The sequence below is a fragment of the Paraburkholderia sediminicola genome (genome assembly GCF_046030555.1).
GTDB classification, from domain to species: Bacteria; Pseudomonadota; Gammaproteobacteria; order Burkholderiales; family Burkholderiaceae; genus Paraburkholderia; species Paraburkholderia sediminicola_E.
Window position 1 is genome coordinate 1 of sequence record NZ_JAQQCH010000034.1, and the last position, 23,932, is coordinate 23,932.

Genomic DNA, 23,932 nt, shown 5'->3' on the forward strand with positions numbered 1-23,932 from the left:
GCAAAGAGAAGTAAGTGCCCGCCCCGCACAGGGGCGACACTAATAAACCAATAAGAAAACAAGGAAAGGCCAACCCCACAGGCGAACAGACAAACAAGCGCCCCGCAGCCAAAAAAACCACAGGCCAAAGGCAAAAAAACCACCCCTTAAGCCACCGGCCCTTGCGCCGGCTTCCTCCTCAGGAGAGCATAAAGAATAATCGCCCCAAAGGTCGCGGTACCAATACCACCGAGTCCAAATCCGCCAAGTTTCAACGAAAAATCCCCCGCGCCCAACACAAGGGTCACAGCGGCTACGATCAAATTCCGGTTGTCGGAAAAATCAACTTTATTCACAACCCAGATACGTGCGCCGGTCACGGCGATCAAACCGAACACCACAATCGACACGCCGCCGAGCACCGGCCCCGGAATGGTCTGAATCACCGCCCCAAACTTCGGCGAGAAGCCAAGCACAAGCGCAATAAGCGCGGCAATAACAAACACCAGCGTCGAATAAATCTTGGTCACCGCCATCACGCCAATGTTCTCGGCATAAGTCGTCACCCCGGTGCCGCCAGCAAAGCCAGACAGAATCGTCGCGAGTCCATCGCCGAGAAACGCGCGGCCGACAAAGCGGTCAAGGTTCTGACCGGTCATCGCGCTCACGGCCTTGATGTGCCCGAGATTTTCAGCAACAAGGATCACCGCGATCGGCGCGAGCAAGGTCATCGCCTGCAGGTTGAAAACCGGCGCGGTGAAGTGCGGCATACCGAACCACGCGGCGTTCGCCACAATCGCGAAGTCGATCGGCTTACCCATGCCGAGACCATTCGTGACGATCGCGTAAATCACGTACGCCATCAGCAAGCCGACCAGAATCAGCAGACGCTGCAGCATGCCGCGCGCAAACACCGCGACCGAGCCGACGCACAGCACCGTCACCAGCGCCATCCACGAATCGAAGTTGCTGCCGCTCACGCCATGCACCGCGATCGGCGCAAGATTCAGTCCGATCACGCAGACAATCGCGCCCGTCACCACTGGCGGCATCAGCGCTTCAATCCATCGGGTGCCCACCGCCGACACGATCAGGCCGATGATCGCGTACACCACCCCGCACGCGATGATCCCGCCCAACGCCACCGGAATGTTCATGTTCGGACCGTGGCCGCCATATCCCGTCACCGCGATCACCAGACCGATGAACGCGAAGCTCGAGCCGAGATAGCTCGGCACGCGTCCGCCCACCAGTACGAAGAACAACAGCGTGCCGATCCCCGACATGAAGATGCACAGGTTCGGATCGAAACCCATCAGCAGCGGCGCAAGCACGGTCGAGCCGAACATCGCAACGACGTGCTGAATGCCCATCGCAAACATCTGCGGCCACGCGAGGCGCTCGTCGGTACCAACAATGCGGCCCTCGGCAGCGTCCGGCTGGGCGCGCCAGCGTGGGAAATAGGAATCGGCCATGGCGGGGGTTCTCCTCTGTCGGCGTTATGGTGGACGGCGCAGCGAATCGGCGCCGCCTGGGAATTACGCGCGAGTGTACGGAGAGCCATCAGGCCTGGCAAGCGCGGCTGAAACCACGCAAAGAGCGCTACCCTTGCCGCGCCTCCAGCGAGAACACGGTGACCGCTGCTTGCAACTGCCTTGCCTGGTCCGCCATCGACGCCGCAGCAGCCGCCGCCTGCTCGACCAGCGCCGCGTTCTGCTGGGTCACGTCGTCCATCTGCGCGACGGCACGGTTTACTTCCTCGATGCCGGTGCTCTGCTCCTGCGACGCCGACGAAATCTCACCCATGATGTCGGTCACGCGTTTCACCGCATGCGTGACTTCCGCCATCGTCTGACCGGCCCGCTCGGCCAGTTCAGCGCCGCTGCCCACGCGCGCCGTCGAACTCTCGATCAGCTCCTTGATCTCCTTGGCCGAAACCGCGCTGCGCTGGGCCAGTGAGCGCACTTCTCCCGCCACCACCGCAAAACCGCGACCCTGTTCACCGGCGCGCGCCGCTTCCACCGCAGCGTTCAGCGCGAGAATGTTGGTCTGAAACGCGATCCCTTCGATCACCGCGATGATGTCGGTCATACGCTTCGAGCCGGCCGCCAATTCGCGCATCGTTTCGACCACATCGCCGACCAGATTGCTGCCACGCGCCGCCACTTCCGACGCGCCATGCGCGACACCGCCCGCCTGTTGCGCATTCTCAGCATTCAGCTTCACCGTCGACGTCAATTCCTGCATGCTCGACGCGGTTTCCTGCAACGCGGCAGCCTGCTCTTCAGTCCGCTGCGACAGGTCGGTGTTGCCCTGCGCGATCTCACCCGAGGCCATCAGGATCGATTCGCTCGAATCGCTGATGCCCGACACGATGCCCGCCAATCGCTCACGCATGTTGTGCAGCGCGAACAGCATGCTGTCGGTATCGCCCGCACGGGTGTCGACGCGCACACTCAGGTCACCATCGGCGATACGGTTGGCGATATGCATCGCGTAATCCGGTTCGCCGCCAAGCTGGCGCGCGAGGCGTCGCGCAATCACGGTCGCGAGCAGCGTGCCCGCCGCGATCGCGCCCAGCACCAACACAAGCATCACGACACGCATGTGCTGATACTGGGCGCTCGCCTCCTGCTGCGCTTCGTTGGCTTGTTGACGGCGATAGTCGATCAGCGCCGTGATGCGATCGCGCAACGCCTCGCTCGACGCAATCGCGCGCCGCACGAGTTCGTTGTTGTCGACGCCGGCGGGAATCGGTTCGAGGCCGATCTGCTGATGCACGATACCCTCCCACACCGCCGACTTGCGCAGCACTTCGTCGAACATCTCCTGACCTTTGCTGGTCGCGATGGTCGCGCGATACTGGTCGTAGGCGCCGTGCATCTCCTTGAGCGAGCCCACGATGCTGTCCTTCAACTTTTGACGGCCGGCGTCGTCGGCGGCATAGCCAAGATTCGCGGCGGCAAGATCGGAATCGATCTTGTGGCGGTTCGCCTCTTCCATCCAGTAGAGGCCGTTCATGTGCTGGTCGCAGATGGCGTCGGTAATGTCATGCATTGACGACAACGTCTTCAGCGAAGTCCCGCCGATCACGACGCAGAATCCGATCACAACGGCAAACGCCAACAGCAGCTTCCTGAACACGGTCATGCGGTCGAACCACTTCATCTCACCATCCTTCATAAGTCCTGAGGGGACGCTCGCGCCGCTGCGCCATAGCGAAATATTTCGCGTTTTTTCCGGATACGTGGCGACGCTCCCACCTCTTTTACGGCGGCCGCAACCGAGACTTGAAGCGATAAATGGCGGGAATAACCGGGACAGGATGATGTAAGGAATGCCTGGCACACGGGGCCAGTTCGCTCCAGCAACGTGTTCTGGGCGTCGGCGCAGCGATTGGGATTTGTCTGATATATGGGGATGAGTCGAACTCTTAAACTTTATTTGCTGCGTTCATCTCCATGAGTAAGCGCACGCGATGTTGTTGTAACTCTCCGACTTTCCGCTCACGCTCCCCCGGCGTGAGCGGCTTTTTTTCGTCCATACGTTTCGTTGACCTGCGCACTCGCCAGTGCGCAGTCGAATTACGGATGCGTGACGAACGCACCTTGGGCAAGACGCAGCGTGTGATTGCGCACGTCCTCTGGCCATGCCGCAACGATGTCCTCAAAACGCGACCGGTTGTCGGCGTAGAGCGCGCGCGTTGCATCTTCATAGTCAGGCAGGTTGCCGGCGAGCGCGGTCATGAATCGATACGCCGCTTCTTGCGCCGCGCGTTTGCGGCCCTTGTCCTCGCCCGCAAGCCGCGCCGCCTCGACCAGTTTGCGCAGCGCAACCGAAGCGCCACCCGATTGCCCGTTGAGCCACTCCCAATGACGCGGCAGCAACGTGACCTCTCTTGCCACCACACCGAGCTTGGGACGGCCGCGGCCACGCGGAGCATCGTCTTCTTTGGCGCCTACTGTTGGCTCGGCTTGCTCGCCGGACGCCTGGCTTGCCAGCCGCGCCAGAATCTCTTCGGGTGAGCCGCGCAAATCAAACTCGACCGGACGACTCGTGATGTCGTCGAAAATCAGCACAGGCGCCTGTTCTCCACGCGCCAGCACCTCTCGTACAGCGAGCGCCACCTCGGACACGGGACCCGAGGCGATACGACGATATCCCTCGAAGGCAATGCAGATAGCAGGATGGGGGGTCATGACAAACTCCAGAAAGATGAATTTGTCGGATTATACCCGGATATAAAATAGATGCAACATATTACCCGGGTTAAATTAACCAAGGGACATTGGCCCTTTCGCGCCCTTCATCGCGCTGGCGACACCACGACGCTCTGCCGATGCGTCCGCGCCGCCACCGGATAACACAGCACGCGGTTGCGGCCGGCGTCCTTGGCCTCGTAGAGCGCCTCGTCCGCGGCGTTGACAAGCGCCCGGCTCGTCGCGAATACCTGGTTCCCAGTGCACGCAATGCCGATGCTGACGGTCAGCACATGGTGCGAGCTCGCGACATGGCGAAGCTCGAGCGCCTGAATCTCGGCGCGAATTTTCTCGGCGATGTTGAGCGCCCCGGCTTCGTCGGTATCCGGCAGCAGCACGGCGAACTCTTCGCCGCCGTAGCGCGCCGCGGTGTCGCCCGGGCGCCGCACGCTCTGCCCGATGCAGCGCGCCACGGCGATGAGTGCATCGTCGCCGGCCGAATGGCCGTAGAGATCGTTGAAGCCCTTGAACGTGTCGACGTCGATCAGCAGCATCGACAACGGCCACCCGTTGCGTTGCGCGCGGCGCCACTCCTCCTCCGCGTGTTCCTCGAAGGTGCGGCGGTTGTTCAGGCCGGTCAGCCCGTCGGTGCACGCCAGCACGCGCAACTCTTCTTCGGCCGCGCGGCGCTGCCGCAGTTGCTGCGAGAAGAGAACGGCGAGCGCGATGATCGCGAGGTCGAGCGCCGCGATCAGCGAGCCGATGATCCACGCGCGACGCCGCCATTCCACATAGATATCGTGCGTCGAGAGCGCGACATCGAGAATCAGCGGATACATATCGATATGGCGGAACGCGTACCAGCGCTCGACGCCGTCGATCGCCGCCGTGCCGAAGAAGTCCCCGCTCGGCTGGCCAGTAAAGCGCGAATAGTTCGAGGTGCCGGTCAGATTGAGACCGATGATCTTCGCGTCGTAGGGGCGCCGCATCAGCATCGTGCCGTCGCTCAACATCAGCGCCATCGAACCACCCGCGCCGAGATTCATGCCGGCGAACAGATGCCTGAAGTAGGTGAGTCGCATCGTGCCGACCACCACGCCGCCGAAGCTGCCGTCCGGCCGCGAGATGCGGCGGCTCAATGCAATGCTTACGTCCTTGCCGGTTATCTTGGGCTGGAAGGGATGGCTGACATACAGGCCAACATTGGGAGAATCGCGCTGAACTTTGAAGTAATCGCGGTCGGCAAGATTGACTGGGCGCGGAGGCGTTGATTGCGAATCGAACATGACGTTGCCGGCTGCATCGACGACGAGAAGCGAACCCAGGTCTTTTGCGCTGGCGGAGCCGTCGAACAGCACCATCTGACGAATCGCCGGCGGCAAGTCCAGTACGCCGGGTTGTTTCAGGCCGTCGATTACCGCCCGTAGCGACAGGTCGTAGATCTCGAGATTGCGCGACACGTCGCGTTCAACCAGCAGAGAGACGTTGAAGACGGAATCCTGTGCGCGCCGCAGCGCGTCATCGCGCATCTGCGCCAATACCCATACCGCAATCGCGAGGATCGCACTGGCCAGCACGATGCTGATGGCAATCACGATGTTCGGTCGGCGCGTCACCATGAGCTTTTCATTCGAGCATGCGCTGACCCACGCGCGTGAAGAAATTGGCCGCGTCCGGAAGGCGCGTCCTGTGAACCGGTAGCCTACCAGACGCTGAGGCGCGTCAAACGAGGGAAATGACCCGTCTTTTGGCGGCCTGCGCGAAAATTCCGACGATGGCGTGCCTCATACCACGGCCGCCAGCACTGGCGCGGCGCCGGCGCCCTGCCTCCAGAACGGCACAGAGCGCAGATGGGCCGTCCGCAAGCGTGCCCGGCAAAAGGCAAAGCAGGAGGCAGCCGTCACGCCCGCCCGGGCGCTCAATTGGCGTGCAGATCGAGCGCCGGCTCGGAAGCGGCGCGGCTGAGCACGCGGATATCGGCGACCTCGAGCACCGCTTTGGCGGCGCCATGGCGCGCGACCTGCAGCATCGCCTGGCCAATGTCTTCGGTACTCAGAATGTAGTTGGGGAAAAGCGCGCGCAGCGTCGACAGGAGAGGTTTGGCCACTGTGTAGAACAAACGGTACGAGCGGGTCTTCGAGCGAGCGCCGTTCAGCGGCTCGATCACACCGGGACGAAACAGGTAGACCGCCTTGAACGGCAGCCGCCGCAGGGCGTTCTCGGTCTTGCCCTTGACCCGCGCCCACATGCTGCGGCCGCGTTCGGTGCTGTCGGTGCTTGCACCGGACACGTAGACGAAGGTCATCTGCGGATTGAGACGCGCAAGCGTCTGCGCCGCGGCCAGCGTCAGGTCATACGTGAGGCGCGCATAGTCGGCCTCCTGCATGCCGGCGGATGAGACGCCCAAACAGAAAAAGCACGCGTCGAAACCCGTCAGCGACGCTTCTACTGCCCGGTAGTCCATCAGGTCCGGCTGAACCAGTTCGACAAGGCGCGGATCGAGCTGGCCAGTGCGAGTACGGCCAACGGTCTGAACCGCCTCGACGTCGGGCGCCCGCAGGCATTCGCGCAACACGCCCTGGCCGACCATACCGGTCGCGCCGAATATCAAAACCTTCATGATGTATGCTCCGTGATCGCGCTCGGCCTGCGCGCGCTGGTCAATCCTTCGAATATGTCGCACAAGCGGGCGGCGACCGCTGTGTCCTAAGCCCGCCGGGAGAATTGAGCGTCGCCCGGCGGCCCCTTCAACTCGAAAACGCCGCGTGGCCCGTCATAGCCAGATCGGCGCTCAAGCTTTCGCCGATGCACTGGGAAACGCCGGCAGCGGCGCGGCCGCGGAGAAATCGGTCGCTGTACTGATCGCTCGCCACGCTTCCGCGCTTGCAGCACGGGCTTTGTCGCCTTCACCGGCGTAATGCAGTGCGTCACTACCCAGCAGAAGATGGGCCGGCAACGAATCGTGATACGCCAGTTTCAGGACGACTTGCGCAACCTTCGCCGGATCGCTGGTTTCGTGGCCGATGTGTTGGGACAGCATATCCACTATCGCGCCCACCGACGGCACATAATCCGGCAGTAACTCTGGTATCGCGCCGCTCGCCTCCGTACCCCAGTCTGTTTTCATGCCACCAGGCTCGAGCGCAGTCACGTGAACGCCGAACGGCGCAAGCTCCTGGCCGATCACCTCGGTGAAACCGCCGACCGCCCACTTCGCCGCCTGATAGGCGCTCAATCCCGCGATCCCGACACGGCCGCCCACCGACGAAATCTGGATCACGTGGCCGGATCGCTGCTTCCGCAGCACCGGGAGCGCCGCGCGCGTGACGTTAACCACACCATAGAAGTTGGTGTCGATCTGCGCACGAAAATCGTCCTCGGTGGTTTGCTCGAACGGCGCCAGATGACCAAAGCCCGCATTGTTCACGACGACATCGAGCCGGCCGAAGGCATCGACAGCAGCCTGCACCGCATTGCGTGCCGCTGCCGGATCCGTAACATCCAGCGCAACGGCCCGAACCTGCTCGCCATAGCGTGTCAGCAGATCGTCCAACTGACGCGGATCGCGCGCTGTCGCCAGGACGCGCTCACCGGCGCGCAATGCTGCTTCGACAATTTCACGCCCAAGCCCGCGGGCACTTCCTGTAACCAACCAGACCTTCGACATCGTATGCTCCTTCATTTAAATGAGCATGTAAGCACTCATTAATTGGACAAAAAATTTAGTTCTGGGCAATCGCGTGCCAGAACGCCTCAAAGCCGGCCTTGCGATAACGGTCGGCCTCGCCCGGTTCGCGAGCGATGAAATCCATGGTGGTTTCCGCCAGCGCCGCCATGATCGCCGACAGGAAAGCCGGCGGATGATCACGCAAGGCGCCGCTCGCCACGCTTGCCTGAATCATGGTGTTGATGTCCGCGAAAGACTCCATGCCGGTCGCGCGCGTGCAGTCGGTCAGCCGCTCCGACACGGACAACTGCGCCATCGCCCGGCGCTTTTGCGGCTGCGCCACGCCCCAGTCGACGAACTTGTCCCACACGTATTGGGCGCGATCGCGCACGCTGGCTTGCTTCGGGTAAGTCGTCATCATCACTTCGCGCAACTCCGCCTTGATGTCCAGGTAGAGCTGGTTCAGCAACTCGTCCTTATTGTCAAAGTAGGTGAACAGCGTTCCTTCAGCCACACCCGCGAGTTTTGCGATGCGTGCGGTGGGCGCGCTCAGGCCCTGCTCGGCAATGACCTCGGTTGCGGCCGCCAGGATGGCGTTGCGCTTGTCTTCGCTTTTCGGACGGGCCATACGTGGTTCGCTTCGATTACAAATCTATAAATGAGTGATTGCTCAATCATATCCAGGAATGCCCGCTTGTTCAAGCCGTTTTATTGATGCTGCCCGGGTGGCACTGGAAGGTCATTTGCTCAGGCGGCGGGCACCGGAACACGAAACGAAAATGCAATTAAATGCTTTCATGTTGCGCCAAAATATATTCAAATCCCTCGCAAATGATGATTTCTTCGCGCATCGCGTGCAAGTTTGCTAGAGAAATACCCGCAATTCCTTAAGTACATGGGGCTCCGATCCGATAACCGGTAAATGGGATACTCATTTGTTGTCCGACATTCGGCGCGTTTTAGCGATGCGTTTGATGGAGGGCATGAAGGGTAAACCGCGCGGGGCTGCCGGGATGATCGGCAGCCAGATAGACGCTCCCATACCCGGACCTGAGAGTCCATTGCGAACGCTTTACCGTTTCGTTATTGGAGAAAAAAATCGTGGCACTCAAAAACCTCACCATCAAGACCAAACTCATTGCCGGCTTCGGCATGCTGTCTCTTATTGTCGTCGCGGTTTCCGGCCTTTCCCTGAAGGCGCTGAGCGATTCAACCGATGGGTTTTCAAACTTTGTACGCGGTATCAACGCACGCGCTGACATGGTCGTGCAGGTTCGAACCGCTGTCGACCGCAGGGCGATTGCGGCGCGCAACCTTGTGCTCGTCACCAAGCCCCAGGACCTCGAAATAGAAAAAGCCGATGTAACGCGCGCGCATGAAAATGTGCAAGCCGACCTGAAAAAGCTCAACGACATGATCGCTAACGCGACTGATACGACGGAGAAAGCACGCAGCCTTGTTGCCGAGATCAACCGGGTCGAATCGGCGTATGGTCCGGTTGCCACCAACATCGTCAATCTCGCGCTTACCAACAAGCGCGACGAGGCGATCGTCGAAATGGACGACCATTGCCGACCGCTGCTCGCCGCGCTGATTCGCGCGACTGACGCGTATGCCGACTACACGCACACACGTCAGGAACAACTTATCAACGAATACACGGCGCATTACGAGAACCAGCGCAATCTGCTGATCACTATCTGCCTTATCGCGTTGGCGCTCGCTGTCAGCGCGTGCGTGGTGATCACGCGCGCCGTGACCGGGCCGCTGCGTTTTGCGATCGACGTCGCGCGTACCGTGTCGGAAGGCGATCTGCGCACGCGCATCACCGTCGACGGCAGCGACGAAACCAGCAAATTGCTGACCGCCCTGCGCGAAATGAACGAGCGGTTGACGGCGATCGTTGGACGAGTGCGCGACAGCAGCGCCAGTATCGCTGGCGCAGCGCGTCAGATCGCAGCGGGCAATATGGACCTGAGCCAGCGCACTGAGCAGCAGGCTGCTTCGTTGCAGGAAACCGCTTCGAGCATGGAGGAACTCACTTCCACCGTTAAGCAGAACGCCGACAACGCGCAGCAAGGCAGCACGCTGGCTGCGAATGCTTCTTCGGTGGCGCAAAAAGGTAGCGAGGTCGTCGGTCAGGTGGTGAACACGATGCATGACATCAGCGACAGTTCGGCCAAGATCGCGGACATCACAGGCATCATCGAAGGCATTGCGTTCCAGACGAACATCCTGGCGTTGAACGCGGCCGTTGAAGCCGCGCGTGCGGGCGAACAAGGCCGGGGTTTCGCGGTGGTCGCGAGCGAAGTCAGAAGTCTGGCCCAACGTTCTTCGAGCGCTGCAAAGGAGATCAAGGATCTGATCACCAACTCCGTGGACAAGATCCGCGACGGTTCGGCGCTTGCAGGCGAGGCGGGCAAGACAATGGCCGAAGTGACTCAGGCTGTAGCACGCGTGACCGACATCATGTCGGAGATCGCCGCGGCATCGACCGAACAGAGCCGTGGGATCGAACAGGTCAACCTTGCGATTACCCAGATGGACAACGTCACGCAACAGAATGCGGCTTTGGTGGAGGAGGCAGCGGCGGCTTCGCGGTCAATGGAAGATCAGGGGCAACAGCTGAACGAAGCCGTGGCATTTTTTCAGGTGAAGGATGTTGCACCTGCGGTTGCGGCTGTTCCTGCCCGGCGTGAAGCGCCGCGGCGCGAGGTAGCTGCTGCTGTTGCAATTGCCCCGAAGCGCGTTGCGCGGGCCACGGCAGTTGCGCCGGTTCCCGCGCTTGCTACTGCGGCTGCAGGCGTGGATGACGGATGGGATAAGTTCTAATCGGAGTCTTTCCGATGACGCGTCGCTCACCTCATGGGCGACGCGTGAGCGAAATCACAAGCAATGCTCAAGGGAGCAGACGGCAGGGTATTCGCAGCGGCGGGTAGAAAACCCGACGCCAGAAATGCGAAAACCGGCGTATAGCCGGTTTTCACCTGGAAACAGAATCCTCTTGGTGGAGAGGAGGAGGATCGAACTCCCGACCTTCGCATTGCGAACGCGACGCTCTCCCAGCTGAGCTACCCCCCCAACGTGCAAACAATTCTAGCACAGGCATTTTGCGTTTGGCCAAGCCCCCTGGGCGGCAAAACCCGATGGCAAAACTTCACTTCGACGGGGCGCCAGCCAGCACCCAATCCACCACCGTGCGAATGTCAGGATCGCTCATCGATTGATGCGCCGGCATCGGAATCATGCCCCACACGCCGGAGCCGCCCTCCTTTACCTTGCGCGCCAATTTTGCCGGCGCTTGCGCATCGCCCTTGTACTTTGCAGCGATCTGCTGGAACGACGGGCCGACCAGTTTACGGTCCACCGCATGACATCCCATGCAGGCATTCGAGTTAGCAACGATCTGACCTCGCGGCGCGTCGGCCGCACGCGCTGAAGATGCCAAAGCCCCCACCAACGCGTTAACTGTCAACATCGCGGCAACAGACGCGGCGCCCCGCTTCATGGCGTCGTTGCCGCCGGATTACCCGGATGCACCGAGTTCGAATTGCTGACCGGCGCCGGCGCCTGCTGATCGAGCGGACGCGAACTTACCGATGAATCGGGAATCGCACCGACGGTCGGCACGCTCGCGTCAGGCTGCGAAGCGGCTACCGGCGCGGTCGCCGCTGCAGCGGCAGCCGCCGCCGCTTCCTGCGGCTGGATGTACTGGAACACCTTGACGACCTGCGTCACACCCGGCACGCGGCTCGCGACGTCGGCGCCGCGATTGCCTTCGTCCATCGTGACAAGCCCCATCAGATACACCGAGCCACGCTCGGCCACGACCTTGAAGTTGTTCGCCGAAATGTTCTTTTCGGCGATCAGCGCGGTCTTCACGCGCGTTTCCAGGTACGTATCATTGGTGCGCGACGAGAACGAGCTCGCCGGCATAATCGCCAGTTCGTTGACGATCGTGTTCACGTTGTTCAAACCACGTACGATGGTTTCGGCCCGCTGCTTCGACGCGTCCCCCGCCACTTCGCCGGTCAGCAGCACGCGGCGGTTGAACACCGCCACGTTGACGTGCGCACTGTCGGGCAAGTTCTGGCTGATCTGCGACAGCGCCTTCACCTGCAACTCGCGATCCTCGGTCTGCGCGCCGAGCGTGCGCCGGTCGGTCGCCATCAGCGCGCCGCCGCCCGCCGCGCCGGCAACGGCCAGAAAGCAACCCTGCAATGTCGCGGACAGTCCCGCCGCGAACCCAACCACCAGCACGGTTCTCACCAGTGTCTTCTTGACGCGGAATACGCTCATCAACTAGCTCTCCTTCGGAATCAGTCTCAGTCTTCGCCCAGCAACATGGCGTCAATGCCGTCGCACAGACAATGGATGGTCAGCAAATGCACTTCCTGAATACGCGCAGTGCGATCGGACGGTACACAAATGTGGATATCGGTATCGCCCAGTACTTCCTGCATACGACCGCCGCCCTTACCGGTCAGCGCGACCACGATCATCTCGCGTTCGTGCGCGGCCTCGATCGCGGCCAGCACATTGGCGGAATTGCCGGACGTGGTGATTGCCAGCAGCACATCGCCAGGCTGGCCGAGGGCCCACACCTGCTTCGAAAAAATCTGCTCGAATGAGTAGTCGTTGGCGATGGCGGTGAGCACCGACGTGTCGGTGGACAGCGCGATCGCCGGTAAGCCCGGGCGCTCACGCTCGAAGCGGCCGATCAGTTCAGCGGCGAAATGCTGCGAGTCGGCCGCCGAGCCGCCATTGCCGCACGCAAGAATGCGGCTACCGTTGGCAAGCGCTGCGAACATCGTGTCGATCGCAGCGGCGATCGGCATCGACAGTGTTTCGAGGGCTTCGAGTTTGACTGCCGCGCTGTCGCGGAAGTGTTGTTGAATGCGTTCGACTGACATCGAGTCTCTTTTTTCTACCGCGAATGGACCGCAAGGCGCGGCCGTGTTGTGAAGTCGTACCGCTCGGATGAACCATACCGGCAACGCAGTGCGTATGCGCAAAATCATCGCGAAATGCAGCGTTTCCTCGCTGCTTCCTGTATGCCGGCGTCGTCCACGAGGCCCGCACGCGAGCGCAAGTTTATCGCACTCACGCGCGTTCTCCGCGCACTGCGTCAGACTTCGTCGGCGCGAAATGCATCCCGCAGCCATACGAGCCGGCCCGCTTCGAACGCAATCACGTCAAAACGGCACGCGGGCTCGTCACACGAACGTCTGCTGCGGGTTGCCAGGTAATGCCGCGCGGCACGCACGATCCGCCGCTTCTTTTGCCACCCGATGCTCGCTGCCGCGCCGCCGTAATGCTGCTGCGCGCGCGCTCGTACTTCGACGAACACCAGCGCGCCGTCACGGTCGCGCATCACCAGATCGATCTCACCGCCCCGGCATAGCACATTGCGCGCGACGAAACGCAGACGCTGCCGCTGCAAAAACTCCATCGCACGCGCCTCGAAAGCCGCGCCGACGAGTTTGGACCCCGTTGGTCTCGAAAAGTTGTGGCCGTCGGCCCGCGCACTCACCTGCCCACCACCCGGCTCACGCGCCGCTGCGTGGCACAATGGCGGCCTCGTTCCGTCTGTCTGCGTCTTCTGCCTCATGACTCCTCTCTCCGAACTCGCGCAAGGGCAGCAGTACCCTGCTGCCGCGCTGTATGTGGTGGCCACGCCGATCGGCAACATCGCCGATGTCACGCTGCGCGCGTTGCATGTGCTCGGACTGGTGGATCGCATCGCCGCCGAAGACACCCGCAACACAGGTCAATTGCTCGCGCGCTACGGCATCTCGAAACCGCTCGTGGCGGTTCATCAGCACAACGAGCGGGCCGCGGCGCTGCGCCTGATCGAACACCTGCAAGCAGGCGAACGCGTGGCCTACGTCTCCGATGCGGGCACGCCCGGCATTTCGGATCCCGGCGCGAAACTCGTCGACGCCGTGCGCGAAGCCGGTTTCCCGGTCATCCCGCTGCCTGGCGCAAGCGCGCTCGCCACTGCCTTGAGCGCGGCCGGCGACTGGGTCGCGACGTTCTCGTTCCTCGGCTTCCTGCCGCCGAAGGCCAAAGCACGCGCTGCGGCTCTGCAACCGCTCGCGAACCATCCGCACGCCATGGTGTTCTACGAAGCACCGCACCGGATCGTCGAAACGGTGCAGGCGCTGGCCGACGCATTCGGCGGCGAGCGCAAGCTCCTGATCGCACGGGAATTAACGAAGTTACATGAAGCGCTGCACCGCGGCACCCTGGCCGAAGGGCCAACGTGGCTCGCCGCCGAGCCGAACCGGCAACGCGGTGAGTTCGTACTGGTGGTGGAAGGCGCGCAGCCGGAAATCGCAGGCGAACACGATCACGACGCGTTGCTGGGCATTCTGCTTGAAGAGTTGACGGTGAGCAGCGCGGCAAAAGTCGCGGCGACCCTCACCGGAGCATCGCGCAACGCACTCTATACGCGTGCTTTGGCGCTGAAGAAAGACGAGGAATAGAGCGCATAGGCAAAAGAAAAGGGTCGCGCCATGAAAAACACCCCAAAGGTTGGATCGGCGTCCAACTTTTGGGGTGCACTTCACGATGCGACCCTTCGTCTTTCGGCAAACACGGCATGCGATGCCGCCGTGCTGCCCGGCGTCACGAACGCGCTTGCGGCGCGCCCGCGGCCATTACATTACTTCTCTGCGGTCGAACCGGAGTTCGACGCCAGCATTTCATTACGCGCAGCGCGTGCTTCCTGCTGCGTCAAACCTTCGATCTGTACACGTGCAGTACCGGCATGGCGCATGTCGAGCGCGGCGGCAGCAGCCATCGACAGGTCGATGATCCGGCCGCGTGCATACGGACCACGGTCATTGATGCGTACGACGACCGAGCGCGAAGTGGCCGGATTGGTCACGCGAACATACGAGCCGAGCGGCAACGTACGGTGTGCCGCGGTCAACGCGTGCATGTCGAAACGTTCGCCATTGGCAGTGCGGCGGCCATGGAAACCGCGGCCGTACCACGAAGCGCGGCCGGTTTGATGAAAGTCCGAAATGCTCGAACCGTCGTCCGTCAGCGGTTTGGCATCAGCCAGCGATGAGCCTTTGGCGGCTGCGTCGGAGGCCGGCGCGCTACCGAAGGATTGCGGGCCGAACGAGCCTGCCTGCGCGCTCTTCGTGCTCAGCGGCATGCCGCTTTCGGACGTGCTGCTCGCGCCCGGAGGCATGGCACAGCCGGCCAGCACAAAAAAGGCAAAAAGAGTCCCCAGACTGCGGGATAACCGAGTTTTCATAAGACGTGCAATCAAATTGTCGAGCCGCATCACGCGAAAAGTTGAGCGTGTTGCCTGCGACTCCGGCGGCAATGGGCGACAACGCGCCGCGCAGAAAAGCGCAGTACGTCAAAGCCCGGATGCGGCTACCCAGCCGCTACCGCACGGTTAATTTTCACGTCTGGCGCAACCTGTCCCCGGCAGCCTGACCAGACCCCACATGCCGCCATCGAACGTGGCAAACACGTTCTTGCGCGCGGAACTCAGCGCGCAGGAACAGCGGCGTAGGCCCCACCCAGCGTCACGGCATTTAAGTCCGTTGCAGGCGCGCGGCGCCCGGCTGGGTAAGACGTGTGCATCGAATGCATCGATACCTGATGGCCGCCGATAAAGCACGACGGCCCATACTTGAGTGGCGATCCGCATTCCCATTTTTGATGGGGACGCATCGCCTTGTGGCATGCACAATTCCCTGTGCATAGACGCATTATACCCAAAAGAAAATTTTGGGATGGCAAGCGACTGAAATCCTTGATGAATTTTCACTCTTGCTGCAAAAATAGGCAGCCGAAAGCCCGCCGCAGCGGGGCTTCGACGCCCTCGACGGACGCTGGCGAGACGCCGGTACAATCAACGTTTTTCCAGCGGCGCCGTCATCCATGAAAGTCACCTTGATCCCCGTCACGCCGTTCCAGCAGAACAGCTCGCTACTCGTTTGCGAGGCAACCGGGCGCGCGGCCGTCGTCGATCCGGGCGGCGACCTGGATGTCATCCAGGGTGAAATCGCGCGCCAGAATGTGACGGTTGAAAAAGTATTTCTCACGCATGGCCACATCGATCACTGTGCCGGCGCGAAGACGCTCGCCACACATTACGGCGTACCAATCGAAGGCCCGCATCCCGACGAAAGCTTCTGGCTCGACAAGCTGCCGGATCAAAGCACGCGCTTCGGCTTTCCCGCGGCCGAGGCGTTCGAGCCGGACCGTTGGCTTCAAGACGGCGAAACCGTGCAATTCGGTGACGAAACCCTCGAGGTCTATCACTGCCCCGGGCACACACCGGGCCACGTGGTGTTTTTCAGCCGCGCGCATCGGCTCGCGCTGGTGGGCGATGTGCTGTTCGCGGGCTCGATCGGCCGCACGGATTTTCCGCGCGGCAATCACGCCGACCTGGTACGCGCGATCCGCGAAAAACTCTGGCCGCTCGGCGACGACGTCACCTTCGTTCCCGGCCACGGTCCCACCTCCACGTTCGGCGCCGAACGCCGCACCAATCCGTATGTGGCCGACGGAGTCAAAGCATGAGCAGCGAAATCTATGTGAGCACCGATGTTGAAGCAGACGGTCCGATTCCCGGCCCGCATTCAATGCTCAGTTTCGCCTCCGCCGCGTACACGGAAGACAAGCAGCTGATCGCCACCTTCTCGGCAAATCTCGAATTGCTCGACGGCGCGAGGCCGCATCCTGTGCAGGAGGCATGGTGGAAAACGCAGCCTGAAGCATGGGAAGCCTGCCGCAAGGATTTGCAGGATCCGCTGGCCGCGCTGACGGCCTACGTCGAGTGGGTCGAAGCGTTGCCGGGTAAGCCAGTGTTCGTGGCGATGCCGGCCGGTTTCGACTTCACCTATATGTTCTGGTACATGATGCGGTTTGTCGGCCGCTGCCCGTTTTCGTGGTCGGCGCTCGATATCAAAACGCTGGCCTTCGCATTGACCGGCCTGCCGTATCGCAAGAACATCAAGCCACGCTTCCCGAAGCACTGGTTCGACGAACATCCGCACACGCATGTCGCGCTGGACGATGCGATCGAACAGGGCGCGCTCTTCTGCAACATGCTCAAGGATCTGCGCGCCGTTCAGGCGGCCACACTGGCGGCGAATAAAGATGGGGACGCCTCAGGGCAAAACGCCGCTGCGGAACCGGCAAATTAGGTAATCTCCCTCGTCGAGGCCGTTTTACGTTGCGTTTCGTTTTCGCGCCCTCTACTATGCGTTGATACGGCGACGCCAACGGAGGCGCAGTTGACACTCGATACCTTCTCTCAAAAAATCCTGCGCCTGCTACAGCTCGACGCACGCCGATCCGTGCAAGAGATTTCCGACCAGGTCGGCCTCTCGAGCACCCCATGCTGGCGCCGTATCAAGGATATGGAGCAATCCGGGGTGATCCAGCGCTACACGGCTTTGCTGGATCGCGAAAAGCTGGGGCTGCACGTCTGCGCGCTCGCGCATATCCATCTCACGCGCCACACCGAGGGCGGGGTCGAACAGTTCGAGCGGGAAATCGCCACTTGCCCGGAGGTCACCGAGTGTTACAGCACGACCGGCGAATCCGACTACATCCTCAAGATCGTCGCGCCTGACATCAAGGCGTACGACAGCTTTCTGCACGAACGCATCTTCAAGATTCCCGCCGTCGCACAGGTGCGCACGAGCGTTGTGCTGCGCGAAATCAAATTCGATACGCAATTGCCGCTGTGAGACGGTGAAGCCGCTCGCGCGTTCCGGGCGGGCTCGGCTCGATTGACGTCATCCAGTGACGACAATCAGGCGGCGCTATGCGGTTCCGCAGCCTTGACGCGGGCGATGGCCTCCCCAGACCCTGCCTCCGTCGAGACGCCGCTTTCGGCCGATGGTGCGTCCAACCCCTGCAGCACGTCCAGCTTGCGGGCACCCAGGCTGAGCTTGAGCGCGTCCAGATCGACACGCGCCAGACATGGCTCACCGCTTTCCGCCGTGCGCGGACCCGCCGCCGGCAAAACCACTTCAATATCGAGCCCCGTACTCAAGTAGTGAATATTGACCGCGGCGGCCTTCACACCACTCGCGGCGAACGCCGCATTGACTGCGGCGACTACCCGATCCCGGTCCGGCAGATTGACGGGCGGGCGCGCAACCGCGTCGTTCTCCGGGTCGACATGAATCAGCGCGTCGAGCACACGGTTGTCGGTCAGCACGCGCAAGCGCGCCGATTCGGCGATGTAGTGCCCTTCCGATACCGAGATCAGCGGGTCGACCAGAATATGCGCATCGACGAGGGCGAAGTCACCCGTCTTGCGGGTGCGCATTTCGTGCACGTCGCGCACGCCGGGTGTCGAGAGCAATAGCGCGCGCATGTCGGCGGAGGCGGCTTCGTCGAGCGCGCGGTCGGAAAGATCTTGCAGCGCATCCCAGCCAAACATCCAGCCCATGCGCGCGACCATGAAACCGACAATCGCCGCGGCGATCGGATCGAGCAGGCGCACGCCTGCGAGGCTACCGACAATACCAAGCGCGACCACTAACGACGAAGCGGCGTCCGAGCGGGCGTGCCACGCGTTTGCAATCAACATCGCTGAACGCACGCGTTGCGCTTCGCGCAGCATGTAGCGAAACAGGCTCTCTTTGGAAATCAGCACCAGCACGGCGACCGCGAGCGCGCTCATATGCACGGCGGGGATGCTTTGCAAATCGGCGAGACGCGTCCCGGCGCGCCACAACATACCGACGCCGACCACAATCAGCAGCGCACCCAAAAACAATGACGCAACCGTTTCATAGCGGCTGTGCCCGTAATTGTGATCCGCGTCGGGCTTGGCTCCACTGTGCCGATTCGCGATTAGCACGACAAAATCGGAAATCAGATCAGCTAACGAATGGATACCGTCGGCGACCAACGCCTGTGAATGCGCAAACACGCCGATGACGATTTGCAGCGTCATCAACACCGTATTGAGCGCAATACTGACAAAGGTACTTTTGCGCGCAACGCGATGTTTCTCAGCGGACTGGACGGCGGCGGTGGAAGGCATATCTGAAACGAAGTAAAAAGTTCAATGCCTGCATTCTACCCGGCGCATCTCGATATGCGCTGAAGAGACCTTAAAAAATCCTTTTAAATCAGATGCTTATCTAAACGAAAAGCATTCGCGTTCCAGTTTCATGGAGTACATGTGACAAAGAGTCACAATAATTTGCAGAAACAATAAAAAAACCGCGCCCTTGACGGTACGCGGTTCTTTCTGGCAACACCGGGCGCTATAAGCGCCACTGATTGGCCTGGGAGTATTACTTCTGGATCAGAAACTTCTCACGATCCAGACCTGCGATCCAGCGCGGCGGCTTGCCACGGCCCGACCACGTGCTGCCGCTATCCGGGTCACGATATTTCGGCGCAACGCCTGCTCGCGGACGGCCAGCTTTAGCAGCCTTGGCACCACGGCCACCACCAAGTTCGGTCAGCGAAATGCCGTAATCGGTCATTTTTTGCTTGATCTCATTCAACACTTCTGCGTATTCGCGCGACTTTGCTTCTTCGATCTGCTTTTCAAGCTTCTCGCGCTGAGCGAGTAGTTCTTTGTAGGACGACATAGGTTCCCTTGTGGTTCGGATAAAATGACTGCCAGTCTTAAGCCAGCTTGCCCTTTGAAGGTGTTCATGCCTCGGAATTTGATGGCGAGATTAACACAAAATAGAAAGCCTACAAAAGCGCCGTCGTAAAATTAATCCAAATTCGTTTCAAAAAATTTCATTGGACCGTGATGTTGCGCAGACCCTTTCAAATAGATAATTTTCGTCCTTTGCTGAAAAACAGGCCCATGCATCAGTAATTATTGGATTAATTATCAAAAAATGAAATTTAAGTCGAGAAATTTGCATCAACATTTCATGGCATGAAAGCTTTAACATGAAACGTCAGAACATATTCGGACGCACGCTGCGCACCGTTATTGCGGCGTGAGTGTTTTCCCGAAACAGCATCAGAACTTAATTAGCGTGCCGCTGGATGCAATCCTCGAGCGCCGCATGCAAGATTTCGGTATTAAGTTTGGCGTCGTCAAAGACAAAACGGGTACGCGTACCATCCAGCGTCAGATCGGCGCCATATCGATCGACCCCGAGCAGTTGAACTCCTCCGGCAATCGAGGCATGACCGGCGAAGTGTCTGATCAGCGCATCTTCTTCATCGAAGCCGAGGCGCGGCAGCGGATCGAGTTCGGCGCCGTCGAGCCAGCCCATCGCGCCGAAGCCCCCGATATAGCGCAGCCGTTCGACTCTCATCGCCCAGAAAGTGAAATCACCGAGAGCCAGGTACCGTTCCGCGTCCGCGTGATAGCGGAGATAACGCCGCACGACTTCGGGGGTCGCGTCGATCGGCTCGAATGTGCCGAGCAGCGTGACGCGCTGACCACTCAGCACGTCACCGTCGGGGGCGTCGACGACCAGAAACCCGGCGCGCGGGTCGGCGTGCAGGTTGTGCGTATGCTCGGCAAGCCGGCTCACGAGGATCGTCGGACGATGCTGCGGGTCCGGGGCGAACGGCAACACCGACGGATAAGGAAAGCCTTCCGGCTGACGCGCGTGGGTAGCGAGCGTGCCGGTAGCGGCCAGATGCAGCAGATGGAGCGGAGCGGGAGCGGGAATGTTCAAGTGCGCGTTCCTCAAGTGTTGGATCAATCCGCTCCAAGCATAAGACAGCGTGCTTCGTTAGAATCGGAAATTCGCTTTCAACGCGCTTTCTTACGCGTCCTCCTTCACGAGATTTCAGTGTCCGACCGCTCCTCCGAATTCGCCACCCTCCCCGCAGCTCATCGCGATCTTTCCGACAGCGCCCGGCAACGCGCGCGGATCGCCACGATGGCGGTGTTCTTCATCGCCGGCATGATGTACGCGTCGTGGGGGGTCCATGTACCGACGGTGCGCGACCGCTTCCATCTGAACGCGGCGATGCTCTCGTTCGCGCTGCTGGCCGTCGCCGGTGGCTCGATCGGCGCAATGGCGGCGACTGCGTCGTGGATCGCGCGGGTCGGCACGCGCCGCGCCTGCCTGACCGGCGGCCTGGTGATGACAGCGTGCGCGGCGCTAATCCTGATCGTGCCGGCTTACTGGATGTTGCTGATCGTGCTGGCCGTCTTCGGTGCCGGCATGGCCACACTCGACGTCGCGATGAATGCGGAAGCCAGCGCGGTCGAGAAGGCGCTCGGCCGGCCGATCATGTCGGCGCTGCACGGCATGTTCAGCGTCGGCGGCATGTTCGGCGCGGCGGTGGGCGGCGCCTTGTTGTCGCGCGGCATGGCACCGGCTGTGCATCTCGCGCTGGCCGCGGCGGTCAGCGCGCTGGTGCTGCTCGCGGCCTGCCCTTCGGTACTGCCGCACGTGCCGCACGCCGACCATCCGGACGCCGCCACACCACGCGCCAACCGCTGGCGCTCGCCGGCCCTGTGGGCGCTCGGCGCGATGGCGCTGGTCGCACTGATCGCCGAAGGCGCGATGTACGACTGGGCCACTGTTTATATGCGCGACGTCGTATTGTCTACGCCGGCCCTCGCGAGCGCGGCCTATGCGGCGTTTTCGGGCGGCATGGCAGCGGCGCGTTTCGCCGGCGACACCGTGCGAGCCCGCTTCGGCGCACCGCAACTGGTGATGGCGAGCGCGTCGCTCGCCTGCGCGGGGATGGTAGGCGCGCTGCTACTGCCGAACCCGGTCGCCGCGCTCATCGGCTTCACGCTGATGGGTCTCGGGCTTGCGAACATGATGCCGGTGCTGTTCGCGGCTGCAGCGAGCGTCAAAGGCATTCACGCTGCCGAAGGACTCGCGCACGTCGCCGGGCTGGCGTACTTCGGCCTGTTGCTCGGGCCTGTGATCATCGGCGCGGTGACGCAGGTGACCAGTTTGCCGATCGGCTTGTCCGTGGTGGCGGTGTGTTCGGCGCTGATCGCAATCGCAGGTCCGAAGGTGCTGCGGCGTTTGAAGATTTGACGTAGACGCGCGCTGCTGCTGCATCGGCGGACGTTGCGCAATATGAAAAACCCCAAGCTTACGTTACGTTACGCGGAGCCTGCGCACTGATGTGTTCCTCACCACATCGACGGCGTCCGCACGCCCAGCATTTTACAAATTCGCCTACAAGATATTGATTCATATGAATTTATTCAACTCATCGACGCTGCAAATATAAATGGCATAGGCCTTGCAGTTAGCTCCCCAGCAATTTCCAAATTACGGGGGAGCAGACCATGAATCGCAATTTCAAACTATCGGCGATCGCCATGTGCGTGTCGTCAATGATCTTACTGACGGGATGTGGAAGCACGCTGGTCAAGCCGGGCACCGGGAGCGGTTCGGGCTCGGGTTCCGGCTCGGGTTCTGGTTCGGGTTCTGGTTCGGGCAGCGGAACGCCGACGCCGACACCCACGCCCACGCCCACGCCCACGCCGACGCCGACACCCACGCCCACGCCCACGCCCACGCCGACGCCCACGCCCACGCCCACGCCCACGCCCACGCCGACACCGACACCGACACCGACGCCTACACCGACACCGACACCGACACCCACACCGACACCCACACCGACTCCCACACCGACTCCCACACCGACTCCCACGCCGACGCCAACCAGCGCCAACCCGATTGGCGTCGTCGTTCAGAACACCGGCAATGTGGTCACCGCGACCGGCCAAACCGTTTCCGCGGTCGGCAGCCAGATTGGCCTCACGCCGATTCCCGGCGCGAACCCGGCTACCACCACCGCGCTCGGCAACGTCGTTTCGAATCTCGGCGCCGGCGTCACCGCGATCGGCACAGGCACGGCGACCGGCCTTGGCCAGCTCGGCAATTCCAAGGATCCGCTCGGCACGACACTGGCAAGCAGCGGCGGCCTGGTTTACGACGCAGGCCAGGCGGTCAATAGCGCCGGCCAGCTCGTGACGAGTCTCGGCAGCGGTCCCACCGCACCGCTCAGTCCGCTGACCACGCCGCTCGGCAGCGTGGTCTCGACGGTCGGCGTTGCGGTCAGCGGCCTTGGCACGCAACTGACCTCACAACTGACGAACGGCCCGATCCAGCAAGTCACGCAAACCGTCAGCACAGTGATCACGCCGATCACCAGCACGCTCGCGCAAACGACGCAAACCGTCGGCGATACGACCGGTCTCGGTGCACCGCTGAACGGATTGCTGTCGACCATCGGTCACGGCCTCGACAGTGCGGGTAGCCAGGTCGGCAGCGCGACCAACAACCCGATCGGCCAGAATCTCGGCAATGTCGTGACCAAGCTCGGCGACACCGTCACCTCGGCCGGCGGCCTGCCGACCGCGGGCGGCTCGAGCAGCGGCAACCCGCTTGGCGGCCTCACCGGCATTCTGAATCCGGGCGGCAGCAGCGGCTCTACGGGCAATCCGCTGGCACCGTTGACCAGCATTCTCACCGCGTTGCCGGGCACCTTAAGCGGCGGTCTGACAGGCGGCAGCGGCTCGAGCAGTCCGCTGGCCCCCCTGACCAGCATCCTCAGCACCGTGACCGGCAGTCTCGGCGGCATCTCCGGCGGCTCGGGCAGCCCGCTGGCACCGCTGACCAGCGTCCTCAGCACCGTGACCGGAAGCCTCGGCAGCCTCGGCGGCACCTCCGGCGGCACGGCCAGCCCGCTGGCACCGCTGACAGGCATTCTGACCTCGGTCACCGGCGCATTGAGCGGCGCGACCGGCAGCAGCAGTGGCAATCCGCTGGCACCGGTAACAGCTGCGGTGTCGTCGCTGACAGGCGCCCTCGGGTCGGCTGCGGGTTCGGGCAGTAGCGGCGGGACCACCAACCCGCTTGCGCCGATTACCGGCTTGCTGAGCACCGTCACCGGCGCATTGACCGGCACGGCGGGCACTGCTGGCGGCACCACGGGCGGCGGCTTGCTCGGCGGTCTGGGCGGCCTGACGACGAAGAAGTAACGAATATGAATAACGACAGCAAATAACGGCGCGACAAAAAACAAGCGCCAAAGGGGGGACGGCGAACCGGGTCAACCGGTTCGCCGTTTTTTTTATCGCTGTAACAGGCGGGGGGGGGTGAAATGCGCAATCCGGAGCGAC

General features: G+C 61.8%; 22 protein-coding genes and 1 tRNA gene. 7 read left to right on the forward strand and 16 right to left on the reverse strand.

Features of this window, described 5'->3' with window-relative positions; genetic code table 11:
- Positions 1–146: 146 nt before the first annotated feature.
- From PQQ52_RS31345 to PQQ52_RS31375, 7 genes are all read right to left on the reverse strand, one after another.
- Positions 147–1,454 (reverse strand): solute carrier family 23 protein, encoded by a 1,308-nt coding sequence (locus tag PQQ52_RS31345; RefSeq protein WP_408220370.1) that lies wholly within the window; start codon positions 1,452–1,454, stop codon positions 147–149.
- Between the two features lie 127 nt (positions 1,455–1,581).
- Positions 1,582–3,147 carry a methyl-accepting chemotaxis protein gene (locus tag PQQ52_RS31350; protein ID WP_408220371.1) on the reverse strand — a complete coding sequence of 522 codons (1,566 nt, stop codon included), beginning with the start codon at positions 3,145–3,147 and terminating at the stop codon, positions 1,582–1,584.
- A 416-nt stretch (positions 3,148–3,563) separates the two neighbouring features.
- The gene (locus tag PQQ52_RS31355; protein ID WP_408220373.1) at positions 3,564–4,178 is read right to left on the reverse strand and encodes a DUF2239 family protein; all 615 of its coding nucleotides are present in this window, start codon (positions 4,176–4,178) and stop codon (positions 3,564–3,566) included.
- 107 nt (positions 4,179–4,285) lie between these two features.
- Positions 4,286–5,797, reverse strand: coding sequence for a sensor domain-containing diguanylate cyclase (locus PQQ52_RS31360; protein WP_408220375.1), 1,512 nt, complete (start codon positions 5,795–5,797; stop codon positions 4,286–4,288).
- Positions 5,798–6,096: 299 nt separating this feature from the next.
- Positions 6,097–6,798 (reverse strand): NAD(P)H-binding protein, encoded by a 702-nt coding sequence (locus PQQ52_RS31365; RefSeq protein ID WP_408220377.1) that lies wholly within the window; start codon positions 6,796–6,798, stop codon positions 6,097–6,099.
- Positions 6,799–6,969: 171 nt separating this feature from the next.
- Positions 6,970–7,845, reverse strand: a complete 876-nt coding sequence (locus PQQ52_RS31370; protein WP_408220378.1) for an SDR family NAD(P)-dependent oxidoreductase — start codon at positions 7,843–7,845, stop codon at positions 6,970–6,972.
- 55 nt (positions 7,846–7,900) lie between these two features.
- On the reverse strand, positions 7,901–8,473 hold the full coding sequence (locus PQQ52_RS31375) for a TetR/AcrR family transcriptional regulator (protein WP_408220380.1): 573 nt from the start codon (positions 8,471–8,473) through the stop codon (positions 7,901–7,903).
- 524 nt (positions 8,474–8,997) lie between these two features.
- Here PQQ52_RS31375 and PQQ52_RS31380 point away from each other — a divergent pair.
- Positions 8,998–10,677, forward strand: coding sequence for a methyl-accepting chemotaxis protein (locus PQQ52_RS31380; RefSeq protein WP_408220443.1), 1,680 nt, complete (start codon positions 8,998–9,000; stop codon positions 10,675–10,677).
- 173 nt (positions 10,678–10,850) lie between these two features.
- Here PQQ52_RS31380 and PQQ52_RS31385 read toward each other — a convergent pair.
- The 5 genes from PQQ52_RS31385 to PQQ52_RS31405 form a co-directional block, all read right to left on the reverse strand.
- Positions 10,851–10,926: transfer RNA gene (locus tag PQQ52_RS31385), tRNA-Ala, on the reverse strand.
- Between the two features lie 76 nt (positions 10,927–11,002).
- Complete coding sequence (locus PQQ52_RS31390) at positions 11,003–11,323, reverse strand: c-type cytochrome (protein WP_408220445.1); 321 nt, start codon at positions 11,321–11,323, stop codon at positions 11,003–11,005.
- A gap of 26 nt (positions 11,324–11,349) precedes the next feature.
- Positions 11,350–12,144, reverse strand: a complete 795-nt coding sequence (locus tag PQQ52_RS31395) for a BON domain-containing protein (protein WP_408220382.1) — start codon at positions 12,142–12,144, stop codon at positions 11,350–11,352.
- A gap of 26 nt (positions 12,145–12,170) precedes the next feature.
- Positions 12,171–12,758: a phosphoheptose isomerase gene (locus PQQ52_RS31400; protein ID WP_408220384.1), complete on the reverse strand. Its 588-nt coding sequence runs from the start codon at positions 12,756–12,758 to the stop codon at positions 12,171–12,173.
- Positions 12,759–12,973: 215 nt separating this feature from the next.
- Positions 12,974–13,417 (reverse strand): YraN family protein, encoded by a 444-nt coding sequence (locus PQQ52_RS31405; RefSeq protein ID WP_408220447.1) that lies wholly within the window; start codon positions 13,415–13,417, stop codon positions 12,974–12,976.
- A gap of 37 nt (positions 13,418–13,454) precedes the next feature.
- Here PQQ52_RS31405 and rsmI point away from each other — a divergent pair, with 37 nt between their 5' ends.
- Positions 13,455–14,333 carry a 16S rRNA (cytidine(1402)-2'-O)-methyltransferase gene (gene rsmI / locus PQQ52_RS31410; protein WP_408220386.1) on the forward strand — a complete coding sequence of 293 codons (879 nt, stop codon included), beginning with the start codon at positions 13,455–13,457 and terminating at the stop codon, positions 14,331–14,333.
- A 179-nt stretch (positions 14,334–14,512) separates the two neighbouring features.
- On the opposite strand, the gene PQQ52_RS31415 is transcribed toward rsmI, so the two are convergent.
- Positions 14,513–15,115, reverse strand: a complete 603-nt coding sequence (locus tag PQQ52_RS31415) for a septal ring lytic transglycosylase RlpA family protein (protein ID WP_408220388.1) — start codon at positions 15,113–15,115, stop codon at positions 14,513–14,515.
- 638 nt (positions 15,116–15,753) lie between these two features.
- Between PQQ52_RS31415 and PQQ52_RS31420 the strand changes: the two genes are divergently transcribed.
- From PQQ52_RS31420 to PQQ52_RS31430, 3 genes are all read left to right on the forward strand, one after another.
- Complete coding sequence (locus PQQ52_RS31420) at positions 15,754–16,398, forward strand: MBL fold metallo-hydrolase (RefSeq protein ID WP_097390963.1); 645 nt, start codon at positions 15,754–15,756, stop codon at positions 16,396–16,398.
- Entirely contained in the window at positions 16,395–17,024 is a 630-nt protein-coding gene (locus tag PQQ52_RS31425; protein WP_408220390.1) for a 3'-5' exonuclease family protein, read from the forward strand. The genes PQQ52_RS31420 and PQQ52_RS31425 overlap by 4 nt, the downstream gene beginning before the upstream one ends.
- 90 nt (positions 17,025–17,114) lie before the next feature.
- Complete coding sequence (locus PQQ52_RS31430; RefSeq protein WP_012431468.1) at positions 17,115–17,573, forward strand: Lrp/AsnC family transcriptional regulator; 459 nt, start codon at positions 17,115–17,117, stop codon at positions 17,571–17,573.
- 65 nt (positions 17,574–17,638) lie between these two features.
- On the opposite strand, the gene PQQ52_RS31435 is transcribed toward PQQ52_RS31430, so the two are convergent.
- From PQQ52_RS31435 to PQQ52_RS31445, 3 genes are all read right to left on the reverse strand, one after another.
- The gene (locus PQQ52_RS31435; RefSeq protein ID WP_408220392.1) at positions 17,639–18,883 is read right to left on the reverse strand and encodes a cation diffusion facilitator family transporter; all 1,245 of its coding nucleotides are present in this window, start codon (positions 18,881–18,883) and stop codon (positions 17,639–17,641) included.
- Positions 18,884–19,139: 256 nt separating this feature from the next.
- A complete protein-coding gene (locus PQQ52_RS31440) occupies positions 19,140–19,442 on the reverse strand; it encodes an H-NS histone family protein (RefSeq protein ID WP_120297377.1) in 303 nt (100 codons plus the stop codon).
- A gap of 396 nt (positions 19,443–19,838) precedes the next feature.
- On the reverse strand, positions 19,839–20,501 hold the full coding sequence (locus PQQ52_RS31445) for a HugZ family pyridoxamine 5'-phosphate oxidase (protein WP_408220394.1): 663 nt from the start codon (positions 20,499–20,501) through the stop codon (positions 19,839–19,841).
- Between the two features lie 117 nt (positions 20,502–20,618).
- Here PQQ52_RS31445 and PQQ52_RS31450 point away from each other — a divergent pair, with 117 nt between their 5' ends.
- A complete protein-coding gene (locus PQQ52_RS31450) occupies positions 20,619–21,830 on the forward strand; it encodes an MFS transporter (RefSeq protein WP_408220396.1) in 1,212 nt (403 codons plus the stop codon).
- Positions 21,831–22,087: 257 nt separating this feature from the next.
- Positions 22,088–23,791: a collagen-like triple helix repeat-containing protein gene (locus tag PQQ52_RS31455; protein ID WP_408220398.1), complete on the forward strand. Its 1,704-nt coding sequence runs from the start codon at positions 22,088–22,090 to the stop codon at positions 23,789–23,791.
- The last annotated feature ends 141 nt before the right edge of the window (positions 23,792–23,932 follow it).